We start from the raw sequence: 24,705 nt of genomic DNA, 5'->3' as shown, positions 1-24,705 counted from the left end.
GCATGAACAAGCTCGGATCGGCCGGCGCACCCGGCACCGGCTCGTTCCTGTTCGCCGACCCCGCCGACGAACAAGCCGCACTGGTGCAAGCCGAACACGCATCGGCGCGCACCGAATTAGCGGTGCTCCGCGGAAGATCGCGGTAACCGAGTCGCCGACCGCAGTTCCGGCGGCGGCGTGCAGTACCGTCGAAGCATGTCGCAGCGTTTGCGTGTGGTGGGTGCCGCGGTTCTCGCGCTGGCACTCATCGGTTGTACCGAGCCTTCGCCGGCTCGTGCCACCATCGCCGAGTGCAACTTGTCCGAATTGCCGTCGGAGGCTTCCGGAACGGTGGACCTGATTCATGCCGGCGGGCCGTTCCCGTATCCGCGTAACGACGGTGTCGTGTTCCAGAACCGCGAGCGGGTTCTGCCCTCGGAGCCCCGCGGGTACTACCACGAGTACACGGTCCGAACTCCGGGGAGTAAGACGCGTGGCACTCGGCGCATCATCACCGGTGGTAATCCACCGAACGATCCTCCACACGTCTATTACACGGGCGATCACTACCAGTCATTCTGTGAGGTTGAAGGCGCATGAAGACCTATGTCGTCGAAGGCTCCCACGTCCGCTCCCGGGCGGATTTCTTCACCGAACTCGGGCGCGCGGTGAATGGGCCGGGCGGCTACTTCGGCAGCAATCTCGATGCTCTCGTCGATTGCCTTCGGGGCGGCTTCGGCACGCCTGACGACGAGCCGTTCCGGTTCGTTCTGCAGGACGCGACACGCATCAAGTCCGCGGTGGGGAAGAAGGATTGGGACGCCATCGAGGAGATCTTCGAGGAAGCCGGCGTGCCGCTGACCACGCGAACGAAAGACGCCGACTAGTTCCGGCGATAACGCGATGGCCGGCCCCGGAAGGAGCCGGCCATCCACGTGTGGCGGGTATCAGCGGACTTCGAAGCGGTCCGCGTTCGACACCTTGACCCATGCCGCGACGAAGTCCTTGACGAACTTCTCCTTGGCGTCGTCCTGTGCGTAAACCTCTGCGAGAGCTCGTAGTTCGGAGTTCGCGCCGAACACCAGATCAACCCGGCTGGCGGTCCACTTCGCCGCACCGGTGCTGCGATCGGTACCCACATACGTGCCGTCGTCGGCCGAGGACGGCGTCCACTCGGTGCCCATATCGACCAGGTTGACAAAGAAGTCATTGGTCAATGTCCCGGGCTTGTCGGTGAGCACACCGAGCTCGGAACCTTGGTAGTTCGCACCCAGCACGCGCAAGCCACCCACCAGGACTGCCAGTTCCGGCGGAGACAGCGCCAGCAGGTTGGCCTTGTCGATCAGCTTGTACTCCGCCGGTATCTGCGCACCCTTGCCCAGGTAGTTGCGGAACCCATCGGCAGCCGGCTCCAGGTAGGAGAACGAATCGACGTCGGTCTGTTCCTGAGTCGCATCGCCGCGGCCGGGCGTGAACGGCACCGTGATGTTGAATCCGGCGTCCTTGGCCGCCTTCTCGACGGCGGCAGCTCCACCGAGTACGACAAGGTCGGCGAACGAGACCTTCTTGGCGCCGGCGTTGAACGACTCCTGGATGCCTTCCAGCGTGCGGATCACCTGGGCGAGCTCGTCGGGCTCATTGGACTCCCAGCCGGCCTGCGGCTGCAACCGGATACGTCCACCATTGGCGCCGCCGCGCTTATCACTGTTGCGATACGACGCCGCGGCCTTCCATGCGGTCGACACCAGCTGCGGCACGGTAAGGCCTGAGGCGAGAAGCTGCGCCTTCAGCTCGGCGACGTCAGCGTCCCCGATATTGGTATCCGAGGCGGGAATGACGTCCTGCCAAAGCAGGGTTTGTTTCGGCACCAGCGGACCGAGGTAGCGGGACAGCGGCCCGAGATCGCGATGGATCAGCTTGTACCAGGCCTTTGCGTACGCATCGGCCAGTTCCTCGGGGTGATCGAGCCAGCGTCTGGTGATCGCCTCGTAGATCGGATCGAAGCGCATCGAAAGGTCGGTCGTGAGCATCGATGGATGCGTCTTACCCGCGCCCTGCGCCATCGGTACCGAGTTGGCCCAGCCGCCGTCCTTGGGCTTCCACTGATGCGCACCGGCCGGGCTCTTGGTCAGCTCCCAGTCATTGCCGTAGAGAATCTCCAGGAAGCTGTTGTCCCACTTGGTGGGGGTATGGGTCCAGATGACCTCCAGCCCGCTACCGATCGCGTCATTTCCCTTTCCGGAGCCGAACGCGCTCTTCCAGCCGATGCCCATCTGCTCAAGCGGTGCATCTTCAGGATCGGGACCGACCAGCCCGGCGTCGCCGGCACCGTGCGTCTTGCCGAAGGTGTGGCCGCCCACAATGAGCGCGGCCGTCTCCTCGTCGTTCATCGCCATCCGGCCGAACGTCTCACGGATATCGATCGCCGCGGCCAGCGGATCCGGATTACCGTTGGGGCCTTCGGGATTGACGTAGATCAGACCCATCTGCACGGCGGCAAGTGGGTTCTCCAGGTCACGGTCTCCGGTGTAGCGCTCATCGCCGAGCCAGGTGTGCTCGGGACCCCAGTAGACGTCCTGCTCGGGCTCCCAGCGGTCCTCGCGCCCAAAGGCGAAGCCAAAGGTCTTGAACCCCATGGTGTCCATCGCGTGATTGCCCGCGAAGACGATGAGGTCTGCCCACGAGAGCTTGTTTCCATACTTCTTCTTCACGGGCCACAGCAGCCGGCGGGCACGGTCGAGCAGTACGTTGTCGGGCCAGCTGTTCAGCGGGGCGAACCGCTGCATGCCGGCACCGGCGCCGCCACGGCCGTCGCCCACGCGGTAGGTGCCCGCGGCGTGCCATGCCATGCGGATGAACATCGGGCCGTAGTTGCCGAAGTCGGCAGGCCACCAGTCCTGCGAATCGGTCAGGACCGTCTCGACATCCTTTTTCAGCTCGTCCACATCGATTGTCTGTACGGCTTTGGCGTAATCGAAACTCTCGCCAAGGGGGTTCGCGGCGGGCGGATTCTTCTTGAGAATGCCCAGGTTGAGCTGGGTCGGCCACCATTCGCGGTTGGCGTTACCACCCTCGACGGGGTAGTTCAGGCGACCACCGGCAACGGGGCAACCGTTCGAGGGCTGATTGTTCGCCTCAGCGATGGGCGGGTGTTCTTCAGGCACAGCGATCCTTTCGGGAGGGGGTGATATGGGCTGTGATCACGTGTGTGATCCCGAAATTTGTGTGGACGCAGCGTGTGCTGCACAGTCGGGGCATAAGCCCCAATAGATGACCTCGGCCTCCTCGAGGACGAATCCGTTGTAGTCGGACGGGGTAAGACAGGGCGCGGCGCCGATCGCGCAATCGATGTCCGCGATGACACCGCACGAGCGGCATACGGCGTGGTGGTGGTTGTCGCCAACCCGTGATTCGTACCGTGCGACGGAGCCGGAGGGCTGAATCTTGCGCAGCAGGCCGGCCGACGTCAGCGCCGCCAAGACGTCGTAAACGGCCTGCCGGGACACCTCGGGCAGACCCGCCCGCACCGCACCGAAGACGGTCTCGGTATCGGCGTGCGGGTTCGCCTCGACGGCCTCGAGCACGGCCACTCGGGGCCGGGTCACACGCAGATCGGCGGTCCGCAGCAGCGCCGCGTACTCGTCCGGTGTGAAGGCCACAACGGCAGTATGCCTGAATTATCTGGAATGAGTCCAAGAAATCCGGAAAAGAGTTGGAAAGAGTTCAGAACCCGTTCAACCAGCGCAAAGGCGTCATCAATGATGGCCAAACGTCGTCAATAGTGTTGACACTGAGCACTTTTGCACGCGGAGGTGGGTGAACTACCGCGCCGACATCGTCTCGATCACTCCGCCGAGCAGCCTGCGCAGCTGGGCGCGATCCTTGTCCGTCATGTTGGCCAGAATCTCGTCGTCATCCTCGCGCAGCGTGGCGTCGGCACGCTCGAAGAGCTTTCGTCCCTTGGCGGTCAACTCGGTGGTCAGCACCCTCGCGTCTGCTTGCCGTCGCGAACGATGCACCAAACCTGCCTCCTCCAGCGACCGCTGGACCAGGCTTACCGCCTGGGGGGTGATTCGAAGCTCTGCGGCGATCTCAACATTGGATATCCCCGGCTGTGCGGAAAGCACGGCCAGGCACTCCATCTGCGGAACAGTCACGCCGAAGTCGCGCACGATCACCGAAGCGCGCGACCACAGCACCCGGTAGATCTGAGACACCAGAATGCCCATCGGAGATTCCTCGTATGTGCTCATACCGCGCTAACAGTAGCGGACCTCGCCAATGTTCCACCGCCCGAAGCGCTGTGGAGGCGCGGCGTGTCGTCCGGTACATCCGCACCAATTCATCAGTGCATCAAGCACATTGATCAATGCTCTTGATGAGCATTAAGTCTGTCGGGTGCCTATGACGCGGGAGCGCCGGGCGCACGTACCACCATGGGCACGGCGGGGAAGTAGGCGGCCATCACCGATCGGGACTTTCGCAAAGCCGCGGTGCCGTAACCCTTCTTGCGGTGGTCGGGATGGACCCAGATTCGCACGTTCACCTCACCGTCGACCAGCTCACCAAAGACGATGCCCACCTTGCTGGGCCCTTCGACGGCGACGAACCAGGCCGCCTCTTCATCATCGATGCGCGCGAGAGCCGCCCGCAATTCGTCTTCGACACCCCCGGCGGGGGCGCCGGACCCGTCGCCTGCCTGGCCGATCTCTTCCGTACGTACGGCGAAGATGTCGGCATCGGCATTCCCGGAGAACGGGCGCAGCTCAAGGCTGTCTCCCGAGCTCGCGGGGCGCTCCATGAGTGTGAAGGTGAGCTGGCTGTTGAGATCCTCGAGCTCTGCCGCGTTCTTGCGGCGCTCATCTTTGGTCAGATGATCGAACGACATCCCCATGACTGCCTCACCGCCCAGATGCGAGGTTCCCAATAGTGCGGCTATCGCGTCGATCGCGCTCTTCCGGTCATCGGCTTCCACAATCAGGTCAAGCACTTCGTGACGGCGTTCGAACGCGCTGGTGAGTGCGTCGGCGATTTCGCGGCGGGTGGCAAGGCGGTCGTGGTCGGTCATGGCGCCAGCCTACGACCGGCGGGCCAACCGCGCTCAAGAAACGTTGAGCGTAAGGGTTGACGTGCGCCGAAGCCCCTCCGCGTATCACCGTTCGGTCACGTTACGACAACTCATTGGCCATGTCGCAGAACCTAATTGGGATTGGAAGGGGCCGCGGAGGTACAAAGGATCTTGGTGGTCATCGCCGGCCGGAGGGAACCACCCGCGCATGGAGGATTCGCGGCCGGAGGGAAGCGACAATCGAATGAAACGCACATACGCCGTCATGCTCGGCATCGCCCTGCTCTTCGCCACCCCGGGGTTGGCCTCGGCCGACGTCCACAGAAGTCCCGCCGACGCCCAGAAGCTCGTCAACGCGGTGATCGCCAGGGGCCTGTCTCAACGCGGCGTGCCGTTCACATATGGGGGCGGTAACACCGACGGCCCGACCACAAGTACCGACACCGCGCCTGCCGCGCCGGAGGCGACCACGAGCCTGCTGGGGTTGATTCCCGCCCCGGTGGCCGCCCCTGCGCCCAAGGTTCCCGGTTTCGACGCCTCGGGGCTGATGGTCTACTCCTATGCCGCCGCAGGCATCAAGCTTCCACGCCGATCCGGTGATCAATACAACGTCGGCCGGAAAATCGCTCCGTCCCAGGCGCTTCCGGGGGATCTCATCTTCTACGGTCCCAACGGTAGCCAGAGCGTGACGATGTTCCTGGGGAACAACCTCATGCTGGAAGCATCCGAACCCGCGGTGCAGGTGTCGCAGGTGCGGTTCAACGACATGGCCCCCTACCTGGTTCGGGTGATCGAGTAGTCACAGCGATGGAGCGTCTTTCTGCGCGATCACTGCTCGCGCAGAAAGTCCTCAATCCGTTCCAGCACAGCAGGCCAACCCACCAGACACAGCTGCCTGAACCGCATCTGGTCGTGGTCATTCGGGTTGAATCCGGTCGCCTCGACAGATAGCCGGGTTCCGTCTGCATTCGGGTTCAGGGTCCAGTGTGAGTCGATGGTGATCGATCCGTCGCGGGTGGTCATCCGGTAGGCCAACAGCTCGTCGTCGACAACCTCGGTGAATCGGCCGTCGATCTCTCCGACGAATCCGCTTCCCATGAAGGGGAAGACGCTAAACGAGAACGCGAGTCCGGTCTCGTATTTGGTCGGCCCGAAATCTTTGACCCACTGCCCGAACAACTGCGGGGACACAAGAATCGACCACACCTGGTGGGCCGGATACGAGTAGTGGTATTCGAAATTGACCGTAGTGAGGTCCCCGACCTGCTCAGCCACCAACGACACCTTTCGTGCGCACTGCCCCTGGATGTACCGGACGCAAGTAACCTAAACCCAATGCCTCGCCCGCGCGTGATCTTGATCGGGCTGATGGCATCATCGGCGTGTGAGCGCGGTTGAGGTGTCGGCTTTTGGGCCCTTCTTCGCCGTCGAGACCCATGACACCGGTGATGTGCCGATCCCGCCGTGGCGGCCTGTGGCGGAGTTGACCGACGGATCACACGCATTGGCGGATCGGATTGAGCGCGTCCGAAGCAATCTCGCCGCGCGGATAGCGGTGAGCCCCGCCGACATCGATCCGCGGGTAGCGGGCTCGGTGGCTCATCTTGGTTTGGTCGCCCGCATCCTGGCGCCAACGGTTGCCGCAGCGGCATGCGACGAACCGCGGATCTCGCAGCAGCCACATGAGTTGTGGTGGCAGGACGAGCTCGGCGGTCCGTTTCCGCTTTCCGTGGTCATGCGGATGGGGGAGGACTACGCCATCACCGGGTCGGTAGTGGAATCGATCACCGAGTGCGTCATGGAACACGCGGGGGTAAGCGACCGCGTCCTCTGGGGAAACGTCGGATCGGCCGTGAACAGCGCCGCGCGCCTCATCGCCTCGTCGCGACCCGAACTGACCGACGCCGTCCGCGAAGTCGCCGACACCTACCTTCGCGACCCGCGCATCGACGACGGCACCCAGCGTGCAGGACCTGATTTCCGGCGGCGCAGCTGCTGTCTGATCTATCAGCTCACCGACGACCGTTCCGCGGTATGCGGCGACTGCGTACTCGGCTAACCCACCCAGAACCGGCTAGGCCAGCTGATAGGCCTCCAGCGGGAATGACTCCTGCTCCTTGTACGCGCTGGCCGTGGATGTCGGGCGCAGCAGTGCGGCCTCACCGTGCTGGTTGAAGTAGTAGCTTCGTGCCGTCTGGCAGCTGCCGAGATAGAACACCGAATTGTCCAGGTTGCCCACCATGCGGTTCAGGAACTCGGTGTTGGCCTCGTCGGTGACCTCGAAGGTTTCGGTGCCGGTGCGAGCCATCTCGCCAAAGAGCCGCTTGATATGCCGCATCTGGGACTCGATGGTGTCGAAGTAGGACAACCCGCTGTAGGAGTAGGGCCCGTTGAGTGTCAGCAGATTCGGGAACTTGGGCACCGCGATACCTTCGAACGCCTGGAAGCGATTGTCCCGCCAGAATTTTCCGAGGTTGTAGTCCTCACGACCGACTACCTCGAACGCGGGGAAAGCCGATTCCCACAGATTGAAACCGGTGGCCAGGACCAAGGTGTCGATGACCGTCTTGCGACCGTCTGCGGTGACGATGCCATCGGGCTCGATCCGCTCGATCGATGCCGTCTCAAGGCTGACGTTCTTCTTGCTGAACGCCCGGAAGTACGTGTTCGAGAATGTCGGCCGCTTGCAACCGAAGTCGTAGTCGGGCGTCAGCTTGCGGCGCAACTCGCGGTCGCGCACCTGCGCGAACAAATGCGCCTTGGCCAGCATCGCGGCCCCGTTGTTGGCCTGCCGGAACTGACGGAAATGCAGTACTCCGCCCACCATGATCACTTCAAGGATCGCCGAACCCACTGTGCGAGCGATCTTTTGGGTACGTGGCACCTTCGCGAAAAGCTTCTTGATCACACCGGGGACCTTCGCGTCGGCCTTGGGTACGACCCAGATCGGGGTGCGCTGGTACACGGTCAGGTGCTGCGCGTCCTTGGCCAGCTCAGGGATGAGCTGAACGGCGGTGGCGCCGGTGCCGATCAGGCCAATCTTGTGGCCCGCGGCCCGATAACTGTTATCCCACTTGGTGGTGTGGATGACCTTGCCGGCGAAGGACTCGATACCCGCAATATCGGGCATCTTGGGCTGAGACAGGTATCCGGTGGCTGTCAGAAGATATTTACCGGTGAGGGTCTCACCGGACTCGGTGGCCACAACCCAGTGTTGGCCCTCCTCATCCCAGCGTGCACCCGATACCGGGGTGTTGAACCGCATGTACTTGCGCAGGTCGTGCTTCTCGGCCACATGGGCGGCGTACTGCTTGAGTTCGGAACCTGGCGCGAACAACCGCGACCAGTAGGGATTGGGCTCGAAGGAGTACGAATAGGTCGCCGAAGGGATGTCGACAGCCAGGCCGGGGTAATGGTTGACGTGCCAGGTACCGCCCAAATCGTCCTCGCGATCCAGGATCGCAAGGTTGGTCAGGCCCAGCTCCTTGAGCTGGATCGCCGCGCCCATCCCGCCGAAACCGGCCCCGACGATGACGGCGTCAAACTGCGTTGTCATGTCCCAATGCTAGCCGCGACCTCCGAGAAATGGTCCGCCTGTCTAGATGTGCTCCACGCCACATGAAACGATGTGTACAGAAGGACACAATGTGTCATATGGTGGATTCAACCCGAGAGGAGCACCGTCACATGATCACCGAATGCACAGTTCACAGTGTCAAAGCGCTCGTCAGGGCGGTGTCCTCGGCCGGGTTCGTCGCCGTGGCGGCGAGCACGGCGGTATTCCTTACGCAATCCCCGCTGGCCGCCGCGGGCCCGGCCGCCGTCGGCGGTGCCCAGGGGGTCATCGACATGCTCACCTCGGAGGGGTACCGCGTCATCGTCACCAAGACGGGCGGGCGGGACATCGAGGACTGCACGGTTCGCTCGATCCTGACCCAAACCCCGGTTCAGCACCAGCACACGAGCGATATCAGGCCGGCGCCCGCCCGCGATGGGGAAGCCCCTGACTACAAGATCGCCTATGTCACCCTGAACTGCGCGTAGGCGAAGCACACTCGTGACTCAGCCGAGAAAGACGGGAATTCTGTTCCCGTCGGCTCCCAAGACTGCGGTTTGTGTGGCGGTTGGGGAGCGGCGCCCCGTTCCGACTACCAGGGCGTCGGTATCCGTCAGTGCCGCGGGGATCTTGTATCCGGCGATCTGCTCCACCATCTGACGCGCACGCGAAAGCCCGGCGGCGGGTGGGGCTGCCGCGTCGGGCAGATACGCGACAAGGTCGAGATGATGCAATGTCCATTCCAGGACGTAGGCATCCAGATAATCGCCCACGGTGAGGACCTGTCCCTTGGTGGCGACGCACTGGTCGCGATGCGCGAGGAGCGCGGCGCGCCCGGCCGCTGCGCCCAGGTCATCCAGGTGAAAGGTGAGCAGGCCCGGCTCCTGGTAGGCGGCGGCCAACCTGACGATCAGCGCATCGAGGGCGTCGTCACCGGCAGGTGGCGCACCGAGGACTTCCCAGTAGGTCAGCGCATCGCGCGTCGGTGGCTCCTCGCTGGGGGTTGCCAGGGTTATCAGCACGTCCTGGGCATCGATGATCAGATGGCACACCAGATCGCGCACGAGCCAGCCCGCGCAGCCGGACGGCTGGGTAAATGCCTGGTCCGGCAGATCGGCGACAGCGGCACGCAGAGCTGCCCAGGTGTGGGTGAAGAGGTCCACCGCCGGAAAGTGGCAGTACGACAAGTGGTACGGAACTCCCGCGCCACCGCATCCGACCTCTAGTCTCAGAGATGTTCGAATTTGGGAGGCATTGAGTGAGGACGCAGCGCCACGACGACGTTGGACTTGAGGACACGCTGCGCGCGATCGAGCGCGGCGTGCTTGAGGACGTCTGGATGAGCAGGCCGCGACGCTGGACCGCGCTGGTGGCGGCCATCGTCCTGGGCGTGGCCGCGGCAAGTCGCTGGTCAAACCTCGGCGCCCAGGCCAGTCCGTCGCTGCATGTCGATGCCGTGGTGCCGGGGACGTCCATCATGTTTCTGGTGGCATGCCTTGTTTCGCTCGTAGCCCTGCGCCGGAGGCACTTCCGGTGGTGCTGCGCGGCGGCGTACACCGCCGCGCTGAGCGCGGTGACAAGTCTGGCCGCGCTGTGGTGGCATCAGACGGCGGACGGTTCCGATCCGTTGATGTGGACGCTGCTGGCTGCGCTCGCCTCCACCACGCTGACGGTCACCTGGCTCGCGACAATCCTTACCCCGCTAGAGGATTCACAGCCCGATATGCGGGCCGGGAGCCACTAGCCGTACGGCTGAAATCCCGCCGAGCACAAAGGTTCCCACCGGCGATCCGGTCATGCACCGTGGCGTCACGTGACTACGACCAGTGCGGCGCCTGCCGTTCACGCGGGTGGACCCGCCCAGAGCGGTGGTCCCGGCCCCCGTACCGTTGCGCTGAGCTGCATGGTCGGCACCACCATCGAGTGGTACGACTTCTACCTCTACGCGACGGCTGCGGCACTTGTCCTGAGGCCCTTGTTCTTCCCGACCGTCTCCTCGACAGCCGGCACGCTGGCCTCGTTCGCAACCTACGCCGCGGGGTTCGGTGCGCGCCCCGTGGGAGCCGTCATCGCCGGACACCTGGGTGACCGGCTGGGGCGCAAGGCTGTTCTCGTTGGGGCGCTGCTCCTCATGGGCATTGCCACCGCGCTGATTGGCGCACTGCCGACCTATGCCGAGGCGGGTGTTTTCGCACCGAGCGCACTGGCGACGCTACGGGTGCTGCAGGGGCTCGCGGCCGGAGCGGAATGGGGTGGCGCCGCCCTGCTGTCGGTTGAACACGCCCCGCCCGGCCATCGGGGTCTGTTCGGCAGCTTCACCCAGTTGGGCTCGCCAGCGGGAATGCTCTTGGCTACCGGCGTATTCGGTCTCACTGGAATGCTCACCGGGCCGGACGTGTTTCTTGCCTGGGGCTGGCGCATCCCGTTCTTAAGCAGCGTCATCTTGGTGGCCGTCGGCCTGGCGATCAGATTGCGGCTGAGTGACTCAGCGGACTTCCGGCGGCTGCGTGAACGAGGCGAGCTCGCCCGGCTGCCTGTCGTGGAAGTCGTGCGCACGCAGCCCCGTAATGTGCTGTTGACCATCGGCTTACGGCTGTCCCAGATCGCCTTGTTCGTACTGCTGACCACCTACTCGTTGACCTACCTGCAAGACGTGTTCGGGAAGGACAGTCGAGTCGGGTTGACTGCCGTGTTGATCGCTTCGGCGATCGGCATCGTGAGTACGCCGGCGTGGTCGGCACTCTCCGACAGGATCGGCCGACGTCCGCTTTACCTTTTCGGAGCGGTGGCCGGACCGGTGGCGTTGACGCTGTTCTTCCTGGCGGCCGGAAGCGGGTCGACGGTTCTCGTGGTGCTCTCAATTATCTTCGGGATCAACGTTGTTCACGACGCCATGTATGGTCCCCAGGCCGCGTGGTTCGCCGAACTGTTCGACACCCGGGTCCGCTACAGCGGGGCGTCTCTGGGCTATCAGATCGGTGCGGTGCTATCCGGTGGATTCGCCCCGCTGATCGCCGCAGCCCTGCTGGCCGTCAACCATGGAAACCCATGGCTCATCGTCGTCTACTACCTGGTGCTGGCCGCACTCACGTTCGCCTCCGCATATGCCGCCCGTGAAACCTATCGAGACAAGATCGGAGCCTGTCGATGAGCCGGATCTACCTCAATGCCTTCGACATGGCATGTGTCGGCCACCAATCACCGGGCCTGTGGCGACATCCCGAGGATCAGGGACACCAATACCGGACCTTGCGCTATTGGACCGAACTCGCCCGGTCGCTCGAGACCGGCGGTTTTGACCTGTTGTTCCTCGCCGATGTGCTGGGTGCGTATGACGTGTACGGAGCTTCGCGCGATGCGGCCGTGGTCGATGCGGCGCAATTCCCGGTCAATGACCCGTCGTTGGCGGTATCGGCGATGGCGGCGGTGACCGAGACATTGGGATTCGGGATCACGCTGTCACTCACCTATGAGCAGCCGTATGCCTTGGCCCGCCGTCTCTCGACGCTCGATCACCTCACCGAGGGGCGGGTGGCATGGAACATTGTCACATCGTATTTAGACAGTGCAGCAAGGAATTTGGGACTGGACTCCCAAATACCGCATGACCGGCGCTACGACATAGCCGACGAGTACCTCCAGGTCTGTTACAAGCTGTGGGAAGGTTCGTGGGAGGACGGTGCCGTGGTGCATGACAGGGCGCGGGGTGTCTTCACCGACCCGGCCAAGGTCCATGACATCGCGCACCACGGAAGGTATTTCACCGTTCCCGGGCCATTTCTGTGCGAACCCTCGCCGCAGCGCACACCGGTGCTGTTCCAAGCGGGCGCCTCGGCGCGGGGAGTTCAATTCGCGGCGGCTCACGCCGAAGCGGTGTTCGTATCGGGTCCGACGCCGCAGGTCGTGCGCGGACCGGTGCGGGCCTTGCGTGAGGCCGCAGCGGGATTGGGCCGCGACCCGCGGGCCATCAAGGTTTTCACCATGGTGACCCCGATCGTCGCCGAGACGCGGGATCTGGCGATCGCCAAGCTGCATGATTACCGCCAATATGTCAGCCCCGCAGGTGCATTGGCTCTATTTGGTGGCTGGACGGGAGTTGATCTGGCTGGGCTCGGGGCAGACGAGGCGCTGCGGCATGTCCAGGCCGATGCCAACCGTTCCGCGCTGGCCTCGTTTACCAAGGATCCGAGCCGTACCTGGACGGTGGGTGAGCTGGCGCAGGAAATCGGGATCGGCGGGCGTGGGCCGGTTCTCGTCGGTGCCGCCGCCGACATCGCTGACGAACTGGAACACTGGGTCGACGCTGCCGATGTCGACGGTTTCAACGTCGCGTATGTGACCACACCCGGGACCTTCGTCGATTTCGCCCGTTTCGTGGTGCCCGAGCTCCGGCGCCGAGGCCGGGTGCCGTATCGGCGGGAAAGGCTCAGCCTGCGCGAGCATCTCGGTGGCCGCGGGCCCCATCTGTCCGACGGACATCCGGGCCGGTCGTATCGTCGAGCAGCCCTACCCGGCTGACAAGGTGGAGTGATCTCCGAATCGATCACTGAGCGCCACAAGCAACTGATCCAGTGCGGCCAGCTCGGCGCGTTTAGCACCGACGAGCCGGTGTAGGCGCGAGAGGCTCGATGGCTTGCCGCTCTGTCTTCTGCGCTCCAGGGATGCCACATGGTCGTCGAGTTCCCGCAGGGCCACTGCACGTAGCTCGCCGAGGACATCCTGGTAGTACTGCGCCTGACGCAGATCCGCGTTCCGACCCGGAAGGATCGGATCGACGACCTTGATCAGGCCGCTCACGGTTCACCGCCCATGTTGCCTCCGGGTGTCGCTTTCATGCGCACACGCTAGGGCCGCACAATTTCCCGGACGCTGCCCCCAATTCACCGGGACATCTCAATCTGTTCACACTTCGCCGGCTATCAGCTGTGAGATGAGTGCCGAACCGCGAGGCGGGTGGAGGTCAGGCGGCGTCAGGCAACGAAGCGATCATGTGTTCCCACGCCTGATGAAGCCGGGCCGTGATCGGGCCGGTTTGCGTGATGGTCGTGACGCACCGATGGCTGTGGTCGTAGAGCTCGACCGACGATGTCAGGCCCTGGGTACCGTGCGCATGTGTCACCCAGGACTCGGCGATGAACACCGGATCCATGGCGTACCTCGAGGCCCCGAAGATGACGGCGATATGTGCGCCGGCCTGTTCGACCATCGCGGCGTGGCCACGGTGCAGCTGCACGCAGCCGCCACCGGGAACCGCGATCGTGAACGGCATGTCCACGTCCACGATGTGAGCCAGCAGATGGGGGATGACCTGCGAATCGATCTTGCGGGCGCCGGTGAACGGAAGCACGCGGTAACGCCCGGGGGTGAGTGCGTCGAGGTGGGTGAGCTGATCGGTGTCATGCCAATTGACGTCGGACCAATCGGTGACGGGGAACGCTTCGGGGGCCGCCGCCGGTGCCAGCTCGAGGGCGCTGATCGTCAGGCGGTCCGAAAGCGGGGTCAGGTAGGCGCGGTGCGTGCCGGTCTCGGCGACCATCGTCAGCGCTCGCGGTGCCAGGAAGGCATCGCGGACGAGTGCAGGGTTGAGCCGCAGGGCGATGTACTCGTCATCGCAGCACAGTGCCTCGCCGGGAAAGGCGGGTTCCAGGTACTCGCCGGTGTGGCTGATCAGGGCGGCATCGTTGGCGGTCACGGCCACCACCGTGCCAAGGGCGGGGAGTGCTTCGGCAATGGCATTGGGCCCCGCCACGATTCGTCGGGCGGGGCAGTGTTCGCAGCGCCGGCCGTCAGTACACATCGCGGACGTACCGCTTTTCCCGCTTGAGGGTGTTGACATACTCGGACGCCTCATCGGGGCTGAATCCGCCGTGCTCACCGACGATCTCGTGCAGCGCCTTGTCCACATCCTTGGCCATGCGCGTGGCATCGCCACACACGTAGAAGTGCCCGCCATCTTGGAGCCATGCGAACAGATCCTGGCCATGCTCGCGCATCCGCGTCTGCACGTAGATCTTCTCTGCCTGATCACGCGAGAAGGCCAGATCGAGCCGGTTGAGAAGGCCGGAGGTATGCCACCCGTCGAGCTCGTGCTCGTAGATGTAGTCGTGTTCACGGTGTTGGTCACCGAAGAACAGCCAGTTGCGGCCGCTGGCGCCGCGCTGCTCACGTTCCTGCAGGAACGCGCGGAACGGCGCCACGCCGGTGCCGGGGCCGACCATGATCATCGGCGCATCGTCATCACTCGGGACCCGGAAGGACTTGTTGGGTTGCAAGAAGATACGGGCATTACTGCCACGATCTGCCAAGAAGGTGGAACACACCCCGCCGCGTTCACGGCCCAGGCTCTGGTACCGCACGCTGGCGACCGTCAAGTGGATGCGCTCTGGGTGAGCCAATGCGCTGGAAGAGATCGAGTAGGCGCGGTGCTGCAGCGGTTTGAGCAGCCCCATGAACTCTTCCAGGCTCAGCGCATCCCCGCCGATGCGCAGGATGTCAAGGATGTCCTTGCCGTACAGCCAGGCATCCAGCACCTCCTTGACCCCGCCCCGGAGTGCATGCGAGAACTCCTCGCTCTCCGCGCGGCTTTCCACCTCGCTCAACAAGTCTCGCGATGGGGCGCTGATCTCGTAGCGGGTGCCCAACAGTTCACCCAGGGGCTCACCGTCGACCAGGGTCTCTGTAGAGACACGGAAGTGATCCGCGATCGCCCCTACCAGTGCCGGATCGTTCTCGGCAATAACCGCGAGCGCGTCGCCCGCCTCGTAGGTGATCCCGCTGTCCGCAAGCGCGAACTCGAAGTGCCGGATCTCCTTGTCAGAGCCCGCGCGTGAGAGCAGCCGGTTGACCCGTACCTCCGCGGGAAACGGATTCTTGCGGGTCCACCCGGAACGAACCACGGTGCTCGGCGGGGGAGTTCCAGGGGTGCCGCTGGCTCCGGCCAGGGTGACCAGGCTCGCGACTGCGCCCTGGACCCATTCCGCGGCCTGCGCCTCGTAGTCGATGTCGCAGTCGGCACGACCAACCACCCGACTCGCACCGAGTTGTTCGAGACGGGTGTCGATGAGCTTGCCGGCCTGGCAGAAACCGTCGTAACTGGTGTCGCCGAGGGCGAGCACACCGTAGGACACCCCTTCGAGACGGGGTGCCAGTGTTGAAGACAGTGCTTCCCAGAACAGTTCGGCGTTATCGGGCATCTCGCCCTCGCCATAGGTGGACGTGACGATGAGGACGTATTTCAGTCCGGCGAACTGATCGAGCGCTATCTCCTCGAGGCCGCTGACCGTCACGTCGAATCCCTGAGCCTTGGCCGCGGCGGCAGCGTCGCCCGCCACGATTTCGGCATTACCGGTCTGGGTGCCGTACAGGATGCGCAGCGGCGGGCGGGGAGCTGCCAGGTCCCCGGAGGCCGCCGGCGGTGGCGCTGCCAGGTTCATGGCGAGACGGGAGTGCAGCCCCGCCAGGAAGCCGGAGAGCCAGGCGCGCTGGTCCTCGTTGAATGGGGCGTCTTCGGGAATGTAGGCGATCTTCATGGCTTCTTCACGTGGTCTGGAGGGACGGTCCGGACAGGGCGACAACAGGTAGCGCTTGATGTGCGAACAGTTCTTCGAAGGAAGGCAGACGGCCGATCTTGTCCCGGTTTTTGTTGCTCTGGTACAGGATCCAGCCGTAGGTTCCCGGGCTGTCCATGGACAAGACGTTGCGTTGGCTCAGCGCCTCCTTGTAATCACTGAGGCGCTTGTCCGCGATCAGCACGGCCAGGTCCTCATCGCTATGCCCGTCGATCGCCTCACGTGCATACTTTTGCAGCTTCTGGATCAAGAAGAAGTCCTCGGTGAGTACGAGATTGCGCACTGCCTTGCCGATCCGGGGGTCGGTGACGTCCGTGACGTTCGGCATCCTGGACAGCGCGAGCTGCTGGGCCATGTTCAGCACCGTGTAGGTGTTCAGCAGCGCGTACATCCCTTCGGTATCGGTGTCGCCGTATGCGGGCACCGATCCTTCGAGGACATCGCGCTGGCTCCGGTAGGACAGCTTGAACTTGTGTACTTGGTAGCCGGCCAGGGCGGCGGCCAATTCGTCCAGCAGTTCCTTGCGTGTCTTGCCTTGCAGAATGGCGTCGGAATCCTGGTACTGCAACAGCGCCCGCGACATCGTGTAGACCAGGTGCTCCCGGGTGCTCTGCCAATCATCAAGCAGGGCTTGGCCTCTGACTGACCCGGTGGCCGCCACATGCCATTGCAGCAGGATGCGGGCTGCGGCCTCGTGGAACGGGGCATCGGTCACGGGCAGTACCAGCACCGAGTCGCTGCTGACCTTCGAGGGCAGTTCGCCGTGCGGGTCGTACTGGTACAGGAAGCCGCCGCTCATCCCGTTCGCCACGCCCTTGCCGAATCCGCCGATGTTGAGCACGGCACCATTGGTCATGTATTCACAAAGGAATTCGCCGACGCCCTCGACCACTGCCGTTGCACCCGAGTTCCGAACCGCGAAGCGGTCCCCGGCCTGGCCTTCTACGAACAGGCGTCCCCCCGAAGCACCGAAGAGGGCGAAGTTTCCGATCAGGACGTTGCCGCCCGGTGCCTCCGAACCACCGCCGGGTGAGCGCACGGTGATCGTGCCGCCGCAGGCGCTCTTACCGACTCCATCGTTGCAGGTGCCCGTGTGCGTCAGCATCATGCCGTCGTTGCAGAACACGCCGTAGCTCTGGCCTGCCGAGCCCGTTGTGGTGATCGAGACGCTCTCGGGTAGCAAGTAACGACGGCCACGTTCGTCAACGGCGACCGCGGATCCTTCTGCCCCTTGATAGTTGAGCACCCGCTCGATATCGATCGCGAGCTGACCGCCGACGCTCTTGTTCTGGTTGGTCAGCTGTCTGGGTGGCAGTACCGTGCCGTCGAGGTCGAGCTGCTCGGTGAACGCGTCGTCCACCGAGTAGTCCTTCTCCATGTACACCGGATTCTGGACGACGAATTCCTCTGCCACCGCAAGCATGCGGCGCAGATCGAGGGTGCCGATGCTCGACGGGTGATCCAGCAGATGCAGGAGGTCGCTGCGACCGCGCGCTTCACGCAGCGTCCGCAGGCCGAGCGTCGCCAGCAGCTCCCGCACTTCGTGCGCGATGTTCAGCAGATACTGGGCAAGTGCCCGAGGGTCACCCTCGAAGACCTCGGCGTTGGTCGTCAGCCCGGCCGGACATTTGATGTTGCAGTTCTTGGCCATGACGCACTTGAGCATCATCAGGGCGGTGGTCCCGAACTCGAAACTGTCCGCCCCCAGCAGCGCTGACTTGATGACGTCGCTGGCGGTCTGATGCGCGCCCGAGCAGCGGAGCACAACCTTCTGCCGGATTCCATTGGCGCACAAAGCCTGATGCACTTCGGCCACACCGATTTCCGCCGAGCGGCCCGCATACTTGAGGCTTGTCACGGCCGCCGCTCCGGTGCCACCGGTGTTGCCCGCGACATTGATGACATCGGCGCCGGCCTTGGCAACACCCACGGCAATCGTGCCGATGCCCTCCGAAGAAACCAGTTTCACGATCACCCGGACACGGGCTGCCTTGCAATCGTGGATCAGCTGCGCGAGGTCCTCGATCGAGTACGTGTCGTGATGGGGCGGAGGAGAGACGAGTTCGACACCCGGGGTTCCTCCGCGCGCCGCGGCGATCTGGACGGTTACTTTCGGCGCTGGAAGCTGGCCGCCTTCACCGGGTTTGGCGCCCTGCCCGATCTTGATCTCCAGCTCCTGGAGCATCGGGTCGGCAAGGTATCCCGCCCACACTCCGAAGCGCCCGGAGGCGAACTGCTTGATGCGGGAGCCGCGAATGGTGCCGTAACGGCTGATGTGTTCGCCGCCCTCGCCGCAGTTGGAGAGTCCGCCAACCAAGTTGGTTCCGTGGGCCACGGCCTCGTGTGCCGGGGCCACCAACGCGCCGTGGCTCATGGCACCCGATGTCAGCGTGGGGGTGATTTCACTGGCCGGTTGCACTGAGGACAGGGAAACCGAATCCGGAGCCGTCCTGATCTTCGTAAGGTAGCTCGCCGCTTGGCCGGTCGCTTTCAGATGCAGCTCGTCGCCGATGATCTCCTGGCTGGCGATGTCAGCGCCGAACCGGACCCGAAGCGAGGCTGCCAGCGCCGCGAGCCGCTCGTGGGTGTGTGAGAGCCGCAGCACGAACTTGCCATCGGATTCCCGGCAGGACAGGCCACGCACCTGAAAGTCGTTGTTTCCGAACCGGGCGAATTGCCCCATTTCCCTGCGGAACTCGTTGGCGGTACGCACGAAATTCACATCGGCGGGCAGCGCCAGCACGTCCCGAAGCGCCGCCGGGCGCCGGGTGCGTTCTGTGTTCATAGCCCGGACAAAGCTGCGGTAGCCCGGGGTGATATCGAAACTATCGACAGCGCGCGTGGGCAGCTCGTCAAAGCTGTTGTTGCGGTAGGCGCCGTCGTCCAGCCCGAACGCACCCTCGAGTTGGTGCAATGGCAGCAGCCTCAGGTAGGTCGGGTCGGCCATGTCGGGGTTTTCCGGACGCGCTTCGTCCCCGAATGAGATGGCTTCCTCGGTCATGTCGACGAATCCGCGTACCGCCGTGGTGCCGTACGAGTGGCCCGCGCCCTCGGCTCGCTCCTTGAACAGCCCCAGCAGCGGAACGTCTTTCTCGCCGGTCACCGCCAGTGCACGCGCATGCCAGTCGGCGACAGCTGTTGCGAGAGTGGAGAAACCGACACCGGCGACCGGTGACACGACATTGGGGAAGTATCTGTGCAACACCGGATCAGAGGTATCGAGGTAATTCGGTTCGAAGAACTCGCCGCCGATGTAACTCTCGACGGTACATAGGCCCACGCGGCCCATCGTCTTCATCAGAGACTTCTCGGCCGCCTTGGCGAAATGTTTGAACGCCTTGTCGGCATCGGCCCCGTACTTCTCCTCGGCCCGCATCTGTACGGCCAGCGGGTATACCGCCGACGCGCCGAATCCCAGCACGGCGGCCACGTGGTGCGAGGAACACAGTTGTCCGCTCTCGGCGATCAACGAAACACGCAGCCGTAGGCCCTCTTCGATCAGCCGCTGATTGATGGCGGAGATGACGATGATGAGGGGCATTGCCGCGCGATCACTGGAGACGTGGCGGTCGGAGATCACCGCAATGCCGCCGGACTCCCGCGCGAATTGCTCTACCGCATCGCATAGTTCATCGATTGCCCGCACGATCCGATCGGCGTTGGATGCCGGGTCGGAGAGCTCGATGCGATAGCGCATCCCGAAACGCCGGACCGGGGTGCCCTGCTGCTCGCGGATCTTGAGCATGTCGAGATGGGTCAGGATGGGGGAGGGCACCACGATCTGCGGTGCGGACTGAGCCCCGCTGTTGGGCTTCGCGCCGAGCGCAACACGCAAGGTCATTCCATCCGCCTCGCGGATGGAATCCAGTGGTGGGTTGGTCACCTGCGCGAACCGCTGCGAGAAGTATTTCGCAACGCCACCTTCCTGATTGGAGAGGGCGTTGATGGCTGCGCCGTAGCCCATCGCGGAAATCTTCTCCTGACCGGTCGCCAGCATCGGATCCATCAGGAACTTGAAGCTTTCCTGGTTGAGTGAGTACGCCACGTACCGCTGGTGACGGTCGAGGTCGCCGTCGTATCGTGCCGGCGAGCCCTGGCCCGCCGGGGGCACGTGGGGCAAGTCCGCGATGTTCACGCGGGCCTGCGCCAGCATGGTGGGGTAATCATGGCGCGCGGCAAGCTTTTCGAGAGCCTCGATGGTTCCGTAGGAACGGCCTTCGGCATGGTCGTAGTAGCGCATGCCGCCGGCCTCGATGCGGCCGCGCTCGATCACGGTGTCGGGGTCGAAGTAGATCTGTCCGGCCTCGGACATCACTCCGAGGTACTCGGCCGTCTCGACCGTGCGTAGTGGCCTGAGCCCAAGCCGGTCCAGGCGCGCACCGATGATGTTGCCGTCCCCGAAGATCAGCGCGGCGGGGCCGTCGTTCTTCTCCTCGTAGAGGCTGAAGTATTCGAGCATCGCCGTCACACCGGGCGAGAGTGTTGTGTCGTTCTCCCATGCGGGCGGCATCATCGCAACGACGGCTGTGACGAGGTCGAGATCGTCCTCAAGCACCCGGCTTTGCAGGGTTTGATCCAGTCGGCAACTGTCCGATTGCCCCACCGGGCGAATAATGGCCCGGTTCCGGGCCAGCGCGATCGCATTCTCGGACAAGCGATTCTTCTTGTCCGTGTTGAGCTCACCGTTGTGCGCCATCAGCCGGAACGGCTGAGCCATGGTCGCATTCGGTGCGGTGTTGGTGGAGAACCTGGTATGGAAGAACATCGAGTGCACTTCCATCCGCGGATCGGACAGGTCGCTGAAGTACGGCACCACTTCGTTGGAGTTCAGGCGCCCTTTGAGGACTTGAGTGTGCGTGCTGAGCGAGAGTGGGTAGAGCCCAAGCAGTTCCGGGCGCGTGTAGGCCACGGCCTCGATCGCCATGAGCGCCTCATGTGTCTTGCGCTCGGAATCGGAACGGAATACCCATTGCCGAATCGGCAGCTGGTATTTCACAGCGGCAGGGCGAATCGCCCCGTTGTCCACTGGCACATCCCGTGTGAGCAGGATCGTGAATCCCTGTGCCCGTAGGGCCTGTTCGATGACCGCCTCGGCCTCGGGGTGGAATGCCGGATCGGTGGGCAAGAAGAAGTTGCCCACCCCGAACTCGCCCGGCAGTAAGTCGGGATCGCCGGTCAGTTCGGAGAAGAAGCGCAAGGACAGGTCCATGTTCACGCCAGCGCCGTCACCAACGCCCTCGGAAGACATTCCTCCTCGGTGCGGCACGGCGCAGAGTGCCTCGTGGAGCTTGCGCACGACATCGTGTGTCTGGATGCCGTCTTTACGGGTCAGGAAGCCGACACCGCAGCTATTTTTCTCCTGGCTCTGGTCATACAGCCCGTTCAGCCGATTCTCCTCACCCAGCGCCGCGCACGGCGTATCCAGCGTGTGACGTTGGGTTTCTCGTTCGTTGAGCGAACCCGCCCTGACCAGCGCTCGGCATGGTCGCGACCTGGCAGACGCCGGTTCCCCGGCCTCCTGGGGTCAGTTAAACCAAGCCTAGCCTAAGTCGATGAGGTCTGATAGTCGGCGGGATATACGTCACACCGAGGATCAGGCCTAGCAAGCGTGCCGACGCTTCGATGGACCGGCCGCCACTTCCCATTATGGGGCAGCGGCGGAAAAATCGCCGCTCAGTAGTTATTGCAGGAGTTGGCGACCTGGTTGATCAGGACGGTGTACTCCTGAACGGCCGGCATGCCCCGTACCTCGTTGACCATCTGCTGGCGCTTCACCTTGGGCGACGCCACGAACTGCTGCAGCCAGGCACCGGCGATCGGATTCGCGTTCACCTGCTGTGCCGCCGCGGGCGACTGCTCGTTCAGTGCCGCCATGATCTGCGGGTATGTGCATGTGGTGTTGACGATGGCCGTCACATCCGGGTCGGCGGACGCGATTCCACCGCCTGCAACCAGCGACAATGCGATCGCGCCAGAACCAACAATCAACTTCGCCGTCAAGGGCATTCTCGTCTACCTTCCACCAGTTCCCCCGACGTCCATATCGACGGTCGGCGAGATTCCGTTACGCACAACGCTAGCAGGATCACGAGAGTCCTTAGTCATGCTATCTACCGGCTGGTGAGCTCCAAATGGAAGCTCCGCCAACACGAATGACACGTCGATGGCGTGATGAAGCCCACTTTTGTATGGCCGAAAGTCACTGGCAGTGGGGATTTTGGCCCATGGCTGCCGCGCCGGGCGGTCAATAGTGTCGGGGAGTAGGAGCAGAGCCGCCCTATCGCATCGGAGGAGCCATGACCACCACGACACCCAACCCCCACATTCTTGTCGGTGTCGACGGATCGACATCGGCGCTCCACGCCCTGACGTGGGCAGGCGCCGAGGCCCAGCAGCGGAATCTGCCGCTGACGCTGGTGCACGCCGTCGATCACAGCAGCTTCGGGCAGGGTTACAACCTGGGGGCGTCGGCGAGCTTCTTTGATCACCTGGACACCGATGGCGCCGAGTTCCTCAGTCAGGCCAAGGACCATGTCTACGCACTGTTCCCGAATGTCGAAGTGTCCACGGTCAAGGCGGCGGGTAAGCCCGTCGCGATCCTCGTGGAGTTGTCCCGGAACGCTGTCATGACGGTGCTCGGGTCCAGCGGGCTCGGCGGATTCACCGGCATGATGGCCGGCTCGGTATCGGTATCGCTGACCGCGAAGGGCCACAGCCCGGTTGTCGTGGTGAGAGAAGCGGCGGGACCTGCAGGGCCGGTTGTCGTGGGAGTCGCCGATTCCGATTCCAGCGACGGCGCGCTTGCGTGGGCGTTCGAGGAGGCCTCGATGCGACACGCCGAGCTGGTGGCGGTGCATGTCTGGAACAACATTCCGCCGGGGTACGTCTACGCCTACACCGCGTGGAGCGCCGTCGATTCGACCACAGAGGAACGGCGCCAGGAACAGATTCTTGCCGAGCGTCTATCCGGCTGGCAGGAGAAGCACCCGGATGTACCGGTCCGGCGTGTTCTCGCGATCGGGCATCCCGCCGATGTCCTGCTTCGCGCATCAGAGGGCGCGCAGTTGATCGTCACGGGAAGCCGCGGCCGCGGTGACGTCGCGGGATTCTTCCTCGGATCCACCAGCCATGCGCTGATTCACAAGGCTGCTTGCCCGGTGCTGGTGGCACCGCGGCCGTAGTCTCGATATGTGACCACCGCGCTGAAGGAATGGAGTGCGGCGGTGCATGCGCTGCTCGACGGCCGACAGCAGATTCTGCTGCGCAAGGGCGGAATTCACGAGAAGCGTTTCACGCTCGCCGATTCCCGGTTCCTACTCTTCCCGACGATCGTGCACGGCCACGCCGAACGGGTGCGACCGGAACACCATGACGTACTCGAGCGTGCCGCCGCCGATAGCACCGAAACCGACGTAGTGGTGCGAGCCGGGGCCGAGGTTGTCGCCGCAATCGAGGTCACTCGGCCCGAGGCGCTCGAAGAGATTGCGTCGCTGCATATCTGGACAGCCGAATCCATTCGTGAGGACCGCGTGGATTTCCGGCCCAAACACCGGCTGACAGTCTTGGTGGTGCGTGCGTACCCGTTGGTCACGCCTGTGAGAATTCCCCGTGACGACGGGCATGTCGGCTGCACCAGCTGGGTGCAGCTCGAGGTCAACCCGCGGTGGGGCACACCGGTGCACACGGAAGGAACACTCGCCGAGGTCGCTCAGCGGGTCCGCGACTCTGTAGGTGCGTGAGGGAGCTCGGGGGTCGGTGTCCCACCGATAGCGTCGAGCCATCGCCGGCGTACCGGACCCCACCGGCGGTCGAACACCAGGGCCCGCTGCCGCGCTCGTTCGAGCTTCTCCGGCGAGTAGCGCCACCGCGCCCACGGGGATGTCGGGCGGGCCAGGCGAACCGCCGCCCACCAGGCGATGGGGGCGATGAAAATGCCGATCATCGCGGTGGGGTACTTACCTTTGAGGGCGGTGAGCGCCACCAGCCCCAGGTGTACCAGCAGCAGCATCACCGCGACCCCGCGAGCGATAGCGATGACGCCGGTCAGGCCATCCACATTCAGCGGCGAGACACCGACCGCGGCCAGACCGATGCAGGCGGTGGCAAGCGTGACCATATCGACCGAAAGCTGACCTTCGTTGGACCAGTAGACGTCCTCCAGATGGAAGATCATCGCGAACTCGTCGAGCACCAGCGATGCGCCGATCCCCACCAGTAGACCGGCGAGGTATGTCCACACCGACAACGGCGGCGAGCCGAGCGCTGTGAACCCTCCGACGATCAACAGGATCACGCCCGGCACGGAATGGTGGATGTGGACGCCGCCACCGGAGATGTTGTGAAACGGGCCCCGTCCGTCACGGATGAGCCGGGTAATGGTGCGCGTCACCACGAAGGTCACCACGAACGCCACGAAGCCGAGCAGCAGGGGACCTTTGTAACCGTCCACCACGTCGTACTGCCACCAGGTATCCAGCCAGGCCACCTTCGGATGTTAGCCGGTCAGAGGTGCGGTACCGGGAAAAGAGAGGGGG

The 24,705-nt window shown here is 63.9% G+C and carries 23 protein-coding genes and 1 pseudogene; 11 read left to right on the top strand and 13 right to left on the bottom strand.

Features of this window, described 5'->3' with window-relative positions; all coding sequences use genetic code 11:
* The 3 genes and pseudogenes from AOT83_RS27150 to AOT83_RS25110 form a co-directional block, all read left to right on the top strand.
* Positions 1-146: pseudogene (locus tag AOT83_RS27150) on the top strand (ubiquinol-cytochrome c reductase cytochrome b subunit domain protein); the annotation flags it as partial.
* 49 nt (positions 147-195) lie between these two features.
* Positions 196-579 carry a ribonuclease domain-containing protein gene (locus AOT83_RS25115; protein ID WP_057966398.1) on the top strand — a complete coding sequence of 128 codons (384 nt, stop codon included), beginning with the start codon at positions 196-198 and terminating at the stop codon, positions 577-579.
* Positions 576-866: a barstar family protein gene (locus tag AOT83_RS25110; RefSeq protein ID WP_030097901.1), complete on the top strand. Its 291-nt coding sequence runs from the start codon at positions 576-578 to the stop codon at positions 864-866. Before AOT83_RS25115 ends, AOT83_RS25110 begins: the two co-directional genes overlap by 4 nt.
* 60 nt (positions 867-926) lie before the next feature.
* Here AOT83_RS25110 and katG read toward each other — a convergent pair whose 3' ends face one another.
* The 4 genes from katG to AOT83_RS25090 all read right to left on the bottom strand — a co-directional run bounded on the left by katG (position 927) and on the right by AOT83_RS25090 (position 5,047).
* Positions 927-3,143: a catalase/peroxidase HPI gene (gene katG / locus AOT83_RS25105; protein ID WP_057966397.1), complete on the bottom strand. Its 2,217-nt coding sequence runs from the start codon at positions 3,141-3,143 to the stop codon at positions 927-929.
* A gap of 36 nt (positions 3,144-3,179) precedes the next feature.
* Positions 3,180-3,638 (bottom strand): Fur family transcriptional regulator, encoded by a 459-nt coding sequence (locus AOT83_RS25100; RefSeq protein ID WP_030097899.1) that lies wholly within the window; start codon positions 3,636-3,638, stop codon positions 3,180-3,182.
* Between the two features lie 162 nt (positions 3,639-3,800).
* A complete protein-coding gene (locus AOT83_RS25095; RefSeq protein WP_030097898.1) occupies positions 3,801-4,208 on the bottom strand; it encodes a MarR family transcriptional regulator in 408 nt (135 codons plus the stop codon).
* Between the two features lie 173 nt (positions 4,209-4,381).
* A complete protein-coding gene (locus AOT83_RS25090) occupies positions 4,382-5,047 on the bottom strand; it encodes a GNAT family N-acetyltransferase (RefSeq protein WP_030097897.1) in 666 nt (221 codons plus the stop codon).
* 244 nt (positions 5,048-5,291) lie between these two features.
* Here AOT83_RS25090 and ripD point away from each other — a divergent pair, with 244 nt between their 5' ends.
* Positions 5,292-5,846, top strand: a complete 555-nt coding sequence (gene ripD / locus AOT83_RS25085; RefSeq protein ID WP_030097896.1) for an NlpC/P60 family peptidoglycan-binding protein RipD — start codon at positions 5,292-5,294, stop codon at positions 5,844-5,846.
* A gap of 29 nt (positions 5,847-5,875) precedes the next feature.
* Here the strand turns inward: ripD and AOT83_RS25080 are convergent, their stop codons facing one another.
* Positions 5,876-6,322 carry an SRPBCC domain-containing protein gene (locus AOT83_RS25080; protein WP_057966407.1) on the bottom strand — a complete coding sequence of 149 codons (447 nt, stop codon included), beginning with the start codon at positions 6,320-6,322 and terminating at the stop codon, positions 5,876-5,878.
* Between the two features lie 109 nt (positions 6,323-6,431).
* On the opposite strand from AOT83_RS25080, the gene AOT83_RS25075 reads away from it, so the two are divergent.
* On the top strand, positions 6,432-7,106 hold the full coding sequence (locus AOT83_RS25075) for a (2Fe-2S)-binding protein (protein WP_057966396.1): 675 nt from the start codon (positions 6,432-6,434) through the stop codon (positions 7,104-7,106).
* Between the two features lie 15 nt (positions 7,107-7,121).
* Here AOT83_RS25075 and AOT83_RS25070 read toward each other — a convergent pair whose 3' ends face one another.
* Positions 7,122-8,603 carry an NAD(P)/FAD-dependent oxidoreductase gene (locus AOT83_RS25070; protein WP_030097893.1) on the bottom strand — a complete coding sequence of 494 codons (1,482 nt, stop codon included), beginning with the start codon at positions 8,601-8,603 and terminating at the stop codon, positions 7,122-7,124.
* Between the two features lie 98 nt (positions 8,604-8,701).
* Here AOT83_RS25070 and AOT83_RS25065 point away from each other — a divergent pair, with 98 nt between their 5' ends.
* Entirely contained in the window at positions 8,702-9,091 is a 390-nt protein-coding gene (locus AOT83_RS25065; protein ID WP_057966395.1) for a hypothetical protein, read from the top strand.
* Between the two features lie 18 nt (positions 9,092-9,109).
* On the opposite strand, the gene AOT83_RS25060 is transcribed toward AOT83_RS25065, so the two are convergent.
* A complete protein-coding gene (locus AOT83_RS25060; protein WP_057966394.1) occupies positions 9,110-9,766 on the bottom strand; it encodes a maleylpyruvate isomerase N-terminal domain-containing protein in 657 nt (218 codons plus the stop codon).
* Between the two features lie 95 nt (positions 9,767-9,861).
* Here AOT83_RS25060 and AOT83_RS25055 point away from each other — a divergent pair, with 95 nt between their 5' ends.
* The 3 genes from AOT83_RS25055 (at position 9,862) to AOT83_RS25045 (ending at position 13,121) form a co-directional block, all read left to right on the top strand.
* A complete protein-coding gene (locus AOT83_RS25055; RefSeq protein WP_057966393.1) occupies positions 9,862-10,347 on the top strand; it encodes a hypothetical protein in 486 nt (161 codons plus the stop codon).
* 159 nt (positions 10,348-10,506) lie between these two features.
* The gene (locus AOT83_RS25050; protein WP_081343731.1) at positions 10,507-11,754 is read left to right on the top strand and encodes an MFS transporter; all 1,248 of its coding nucleotides are present in this window, start codon (positions 10,507-10,509) and stop codon (positions 11,752-11,754) included.
* Positions 11,751-13,121 carry an LLM class flavin-dependent oxidoreductase gene (locus AOT83_RS25045; RefSeq protein ID WP_057966391.1) on the top strand — a complete coding sequence of 457 codons (1,371 nt, stop codon included), beginning with the start codon at positions 11,751-11,753 and terminating at the stop codon, positions 13,119-13,121. Before AOT83_RS25050 ends, AOT83_RS25045 begins: the two co-directional genes overlap by 4 nt.
* Here AOT83_RS25045 and AOT83_RS25040 read toward each other — a convergent pair.
* The 5 genes from AOT83_RS25040 to AOT83_RS25015 form a co-directional block, all read right to left on the bottom strand.
* Complete coding sequence (locus AOT83_RS25040) at positions 13,110-13,400, bottom strand: hypothetical protein (RefSeq protein ID WP_057966390.1); 291 nt, start codon at positions 13,398-13,400, stop codon at positions 13,110-13,112. The genes AOT83_RS25045 and AOT83_RS25040 overlap by 12 nt on opposite strands.
* Positions 13,401-13,563: 163 nt before the next feature.
* Entirely contained in the window at positions 13,564-14,400 is an 837-nt protein-coding gene (locus AOT83_RS25035) for a hypothetical protein (protein WP_057966389.1), read from the bottom strand.
* Positions 14,390-16,132, bottom strand: coding sequence for a sulfite reductase flavoprotein subunit alpha (locus AOT83_RS25030; RefSeq protein ID WP_030097885.1), 1,743 nt, complete (start codon positions 16,130-16,132; stop codon positions 14,390-14,392). Before AOT83_RS25030 ends, AOT83_RS25035 begins: the two co-directional genes overlap by 11 nt.
* 7 nt (positions 16,133-16,139) lie before the next feature.
* The gene (locus AOT83_RS25025) at positions 16,140-21,557 is read right to left on the bottom strand and encodes a glutamate synthase-related protein (protein WP_081343732.1); all 5,418 of its coding nucleotides are present in this window, start codon (positions 21,555-21,557) and stop codon (positions 16,140-16,142) included.
* A gap of 287 nt (positions 21,558-21,844) precedes the next feature.
* Positions 21,845-22,177 (bottom strand): hemophore-related protein, encoded by a 333-nt coding sequence (locus AOT83_RS25015; protein ID WP_030097882.1) that lies wholly within the window; start codon positions 22,175-22,177, stop codon positions 21,845-21,847.
* Between the two features lie 290 nt (positions 22,178-22,467).
* Between AOT83_RS25015 and AOT83_RS25010 the strand changes: the two genes are divergently transcribed.
* Entirely contained in the window at positions 22,468-23,352 is an 885-nt protein-coding gene (locus AOT83_RS25010) for a universal stress protein (protein WP_057966387.1), read from the top strand.
* A 9-nt stretch (positions 23,353-23,361) separates the two neighbouring features.
* Positions 23,362-23,910, top strand: coding sequence for a DUF1802 family protein (locus AOT83_RS25005; protein ID WP_057966386.1), 549 nt, complete (start codon positions 23,362-23,364; stop codon positions 23,908-23,910).
* Here AOT83_RS25005 and AOT83_RS25000 read toward each other — a convergent pair.
* On the bottom strand, positions 23,880-24,656 hold the full coding sequence (locus tag AOT83_RS25000) for a hypothetical protein (protein ID WP_030097879.1): 777 nt from the start codon (positions 24,654-24,656) through the stop codon (positions 23,880-23,882). The genes AOT83_RS25005 and AOT83_RS25000 overlap by 31 nt on opposite strands.
* Positions 24,657-24,705 lie beyond the last annotated feature (49 nt).

The organism is Mycobacteroides sp. H001, from assembly GCF_001440005.1.
Classification (GTDB): domain Bacteria; phylum Actinomycetota; class Actinomycetes; order Mycobacteriales; family Mycobacteriaceae; genus Mycobacterium; species Mycobacterium gwanakae.
Note: the sequence above shows the minus strand (reverse complement) of the source record. Positions and strands in the feature narration are given on the sequence as shown.

What these genes read in the sequence shown, in the direction of transcription:
- AOT83_RS25115 (WP_057966398.1), top strand. Translation starts at nt 196, where the DNA reads ATGTCGCAGCGTTTGCGTGTGGTGGGTGCCGCGGTTCTCGCGCTGGCA.
- AOT83_RS25110 (WP_030097901.1), top strand. Translation starts at nt 576, where the DNA reads ATGAAGACCTATGTCGTCGAAGGCTCCCACGTCCGCTCCCGGGCGGAT.
- AOT83_RS25095 (WP_030097898.1), bottom strand. Translation starts at nt 4,208, where the DNA reads ATGGGCATTCTGGTGTCTCAGATCTACCGGGTGCTGTGGTCGCGCGCT.
- AOT83_RS25090 (WP_030097897.1), bottom strand. Translation starts at nt 5,047, where the DNA reads ATGACCGACCACGACCGCCTTGCCACCCGCCGCGAAATCGCCGACGCA.
- ripD (WP_030097896.1), top strand. Translation starts at nt 5,292, where the DNA reads ATGAAACGCACATACGCCGTCATGCTCGGCATCGCCCTGCTCTTCGCC.
- AOT83_RS25070 (WP_030097893.1), bottom strand. Translation starts at nt 8,603, where the DNA reads ATGACAACGCAGTTTGACGCCGTCATCGTCGGGGCCGGTTTCGGCGGG.
- AOT83_RS25065 (WP_057966395.1), top strand. Translation starts at nt 8,702, where the DNA reads ATGGTGGATTCAACCCGAGAGGAGCACCGTCACATGATCACCGAATGC.
- AOT83_RS25050 (WP_081343731.1), top strand. Translation starts at nt 10,507, where the DNA reads ATGGTCGGCACCACCATCGAGTGGTACGACTTCTACCTCTACGCGACG.
- AOT83_RS25045 (WP_057966391.1), top strand. Translation starts at nt 11,751, where the DNA reads ATGAGCCGGATCTACCTCAATGCCTTCGACATGGCATGTGTCGGCCAC.
- AOT83_RS25035 (WP_057966389.1), bottom strand. Translation starts at nt 14,400, where the DNA reads ATGTGTACTGACGGCCGGCGCTGCGAACACTGCCCCGCCCGACGAATC.
- AOT83_RS25030 (WP_030097885.1), bottom strand. Translation starts at nt 16,132, where the DNA reads ATGAAGATCGCCTACATTCCCGAAGACGCCCCATTCAACGAGGACCAG.
- AOT83_RS25015 (WP_030097882.1), bottom strand. Translation starts at nt 22,177, where the DNA reads ATGCCCTTGACGGCGAAGTTGATTGTTGGTTCTGGCGCGATCGCATTG.
- AOT83_RS25010 (WP_057966387.1), top strand. Translation starts at nt 22,468, where the DNA reads ATGACCACCACGACACCCAACCCCCACATTCTTGTCGGTGTCGACGGA.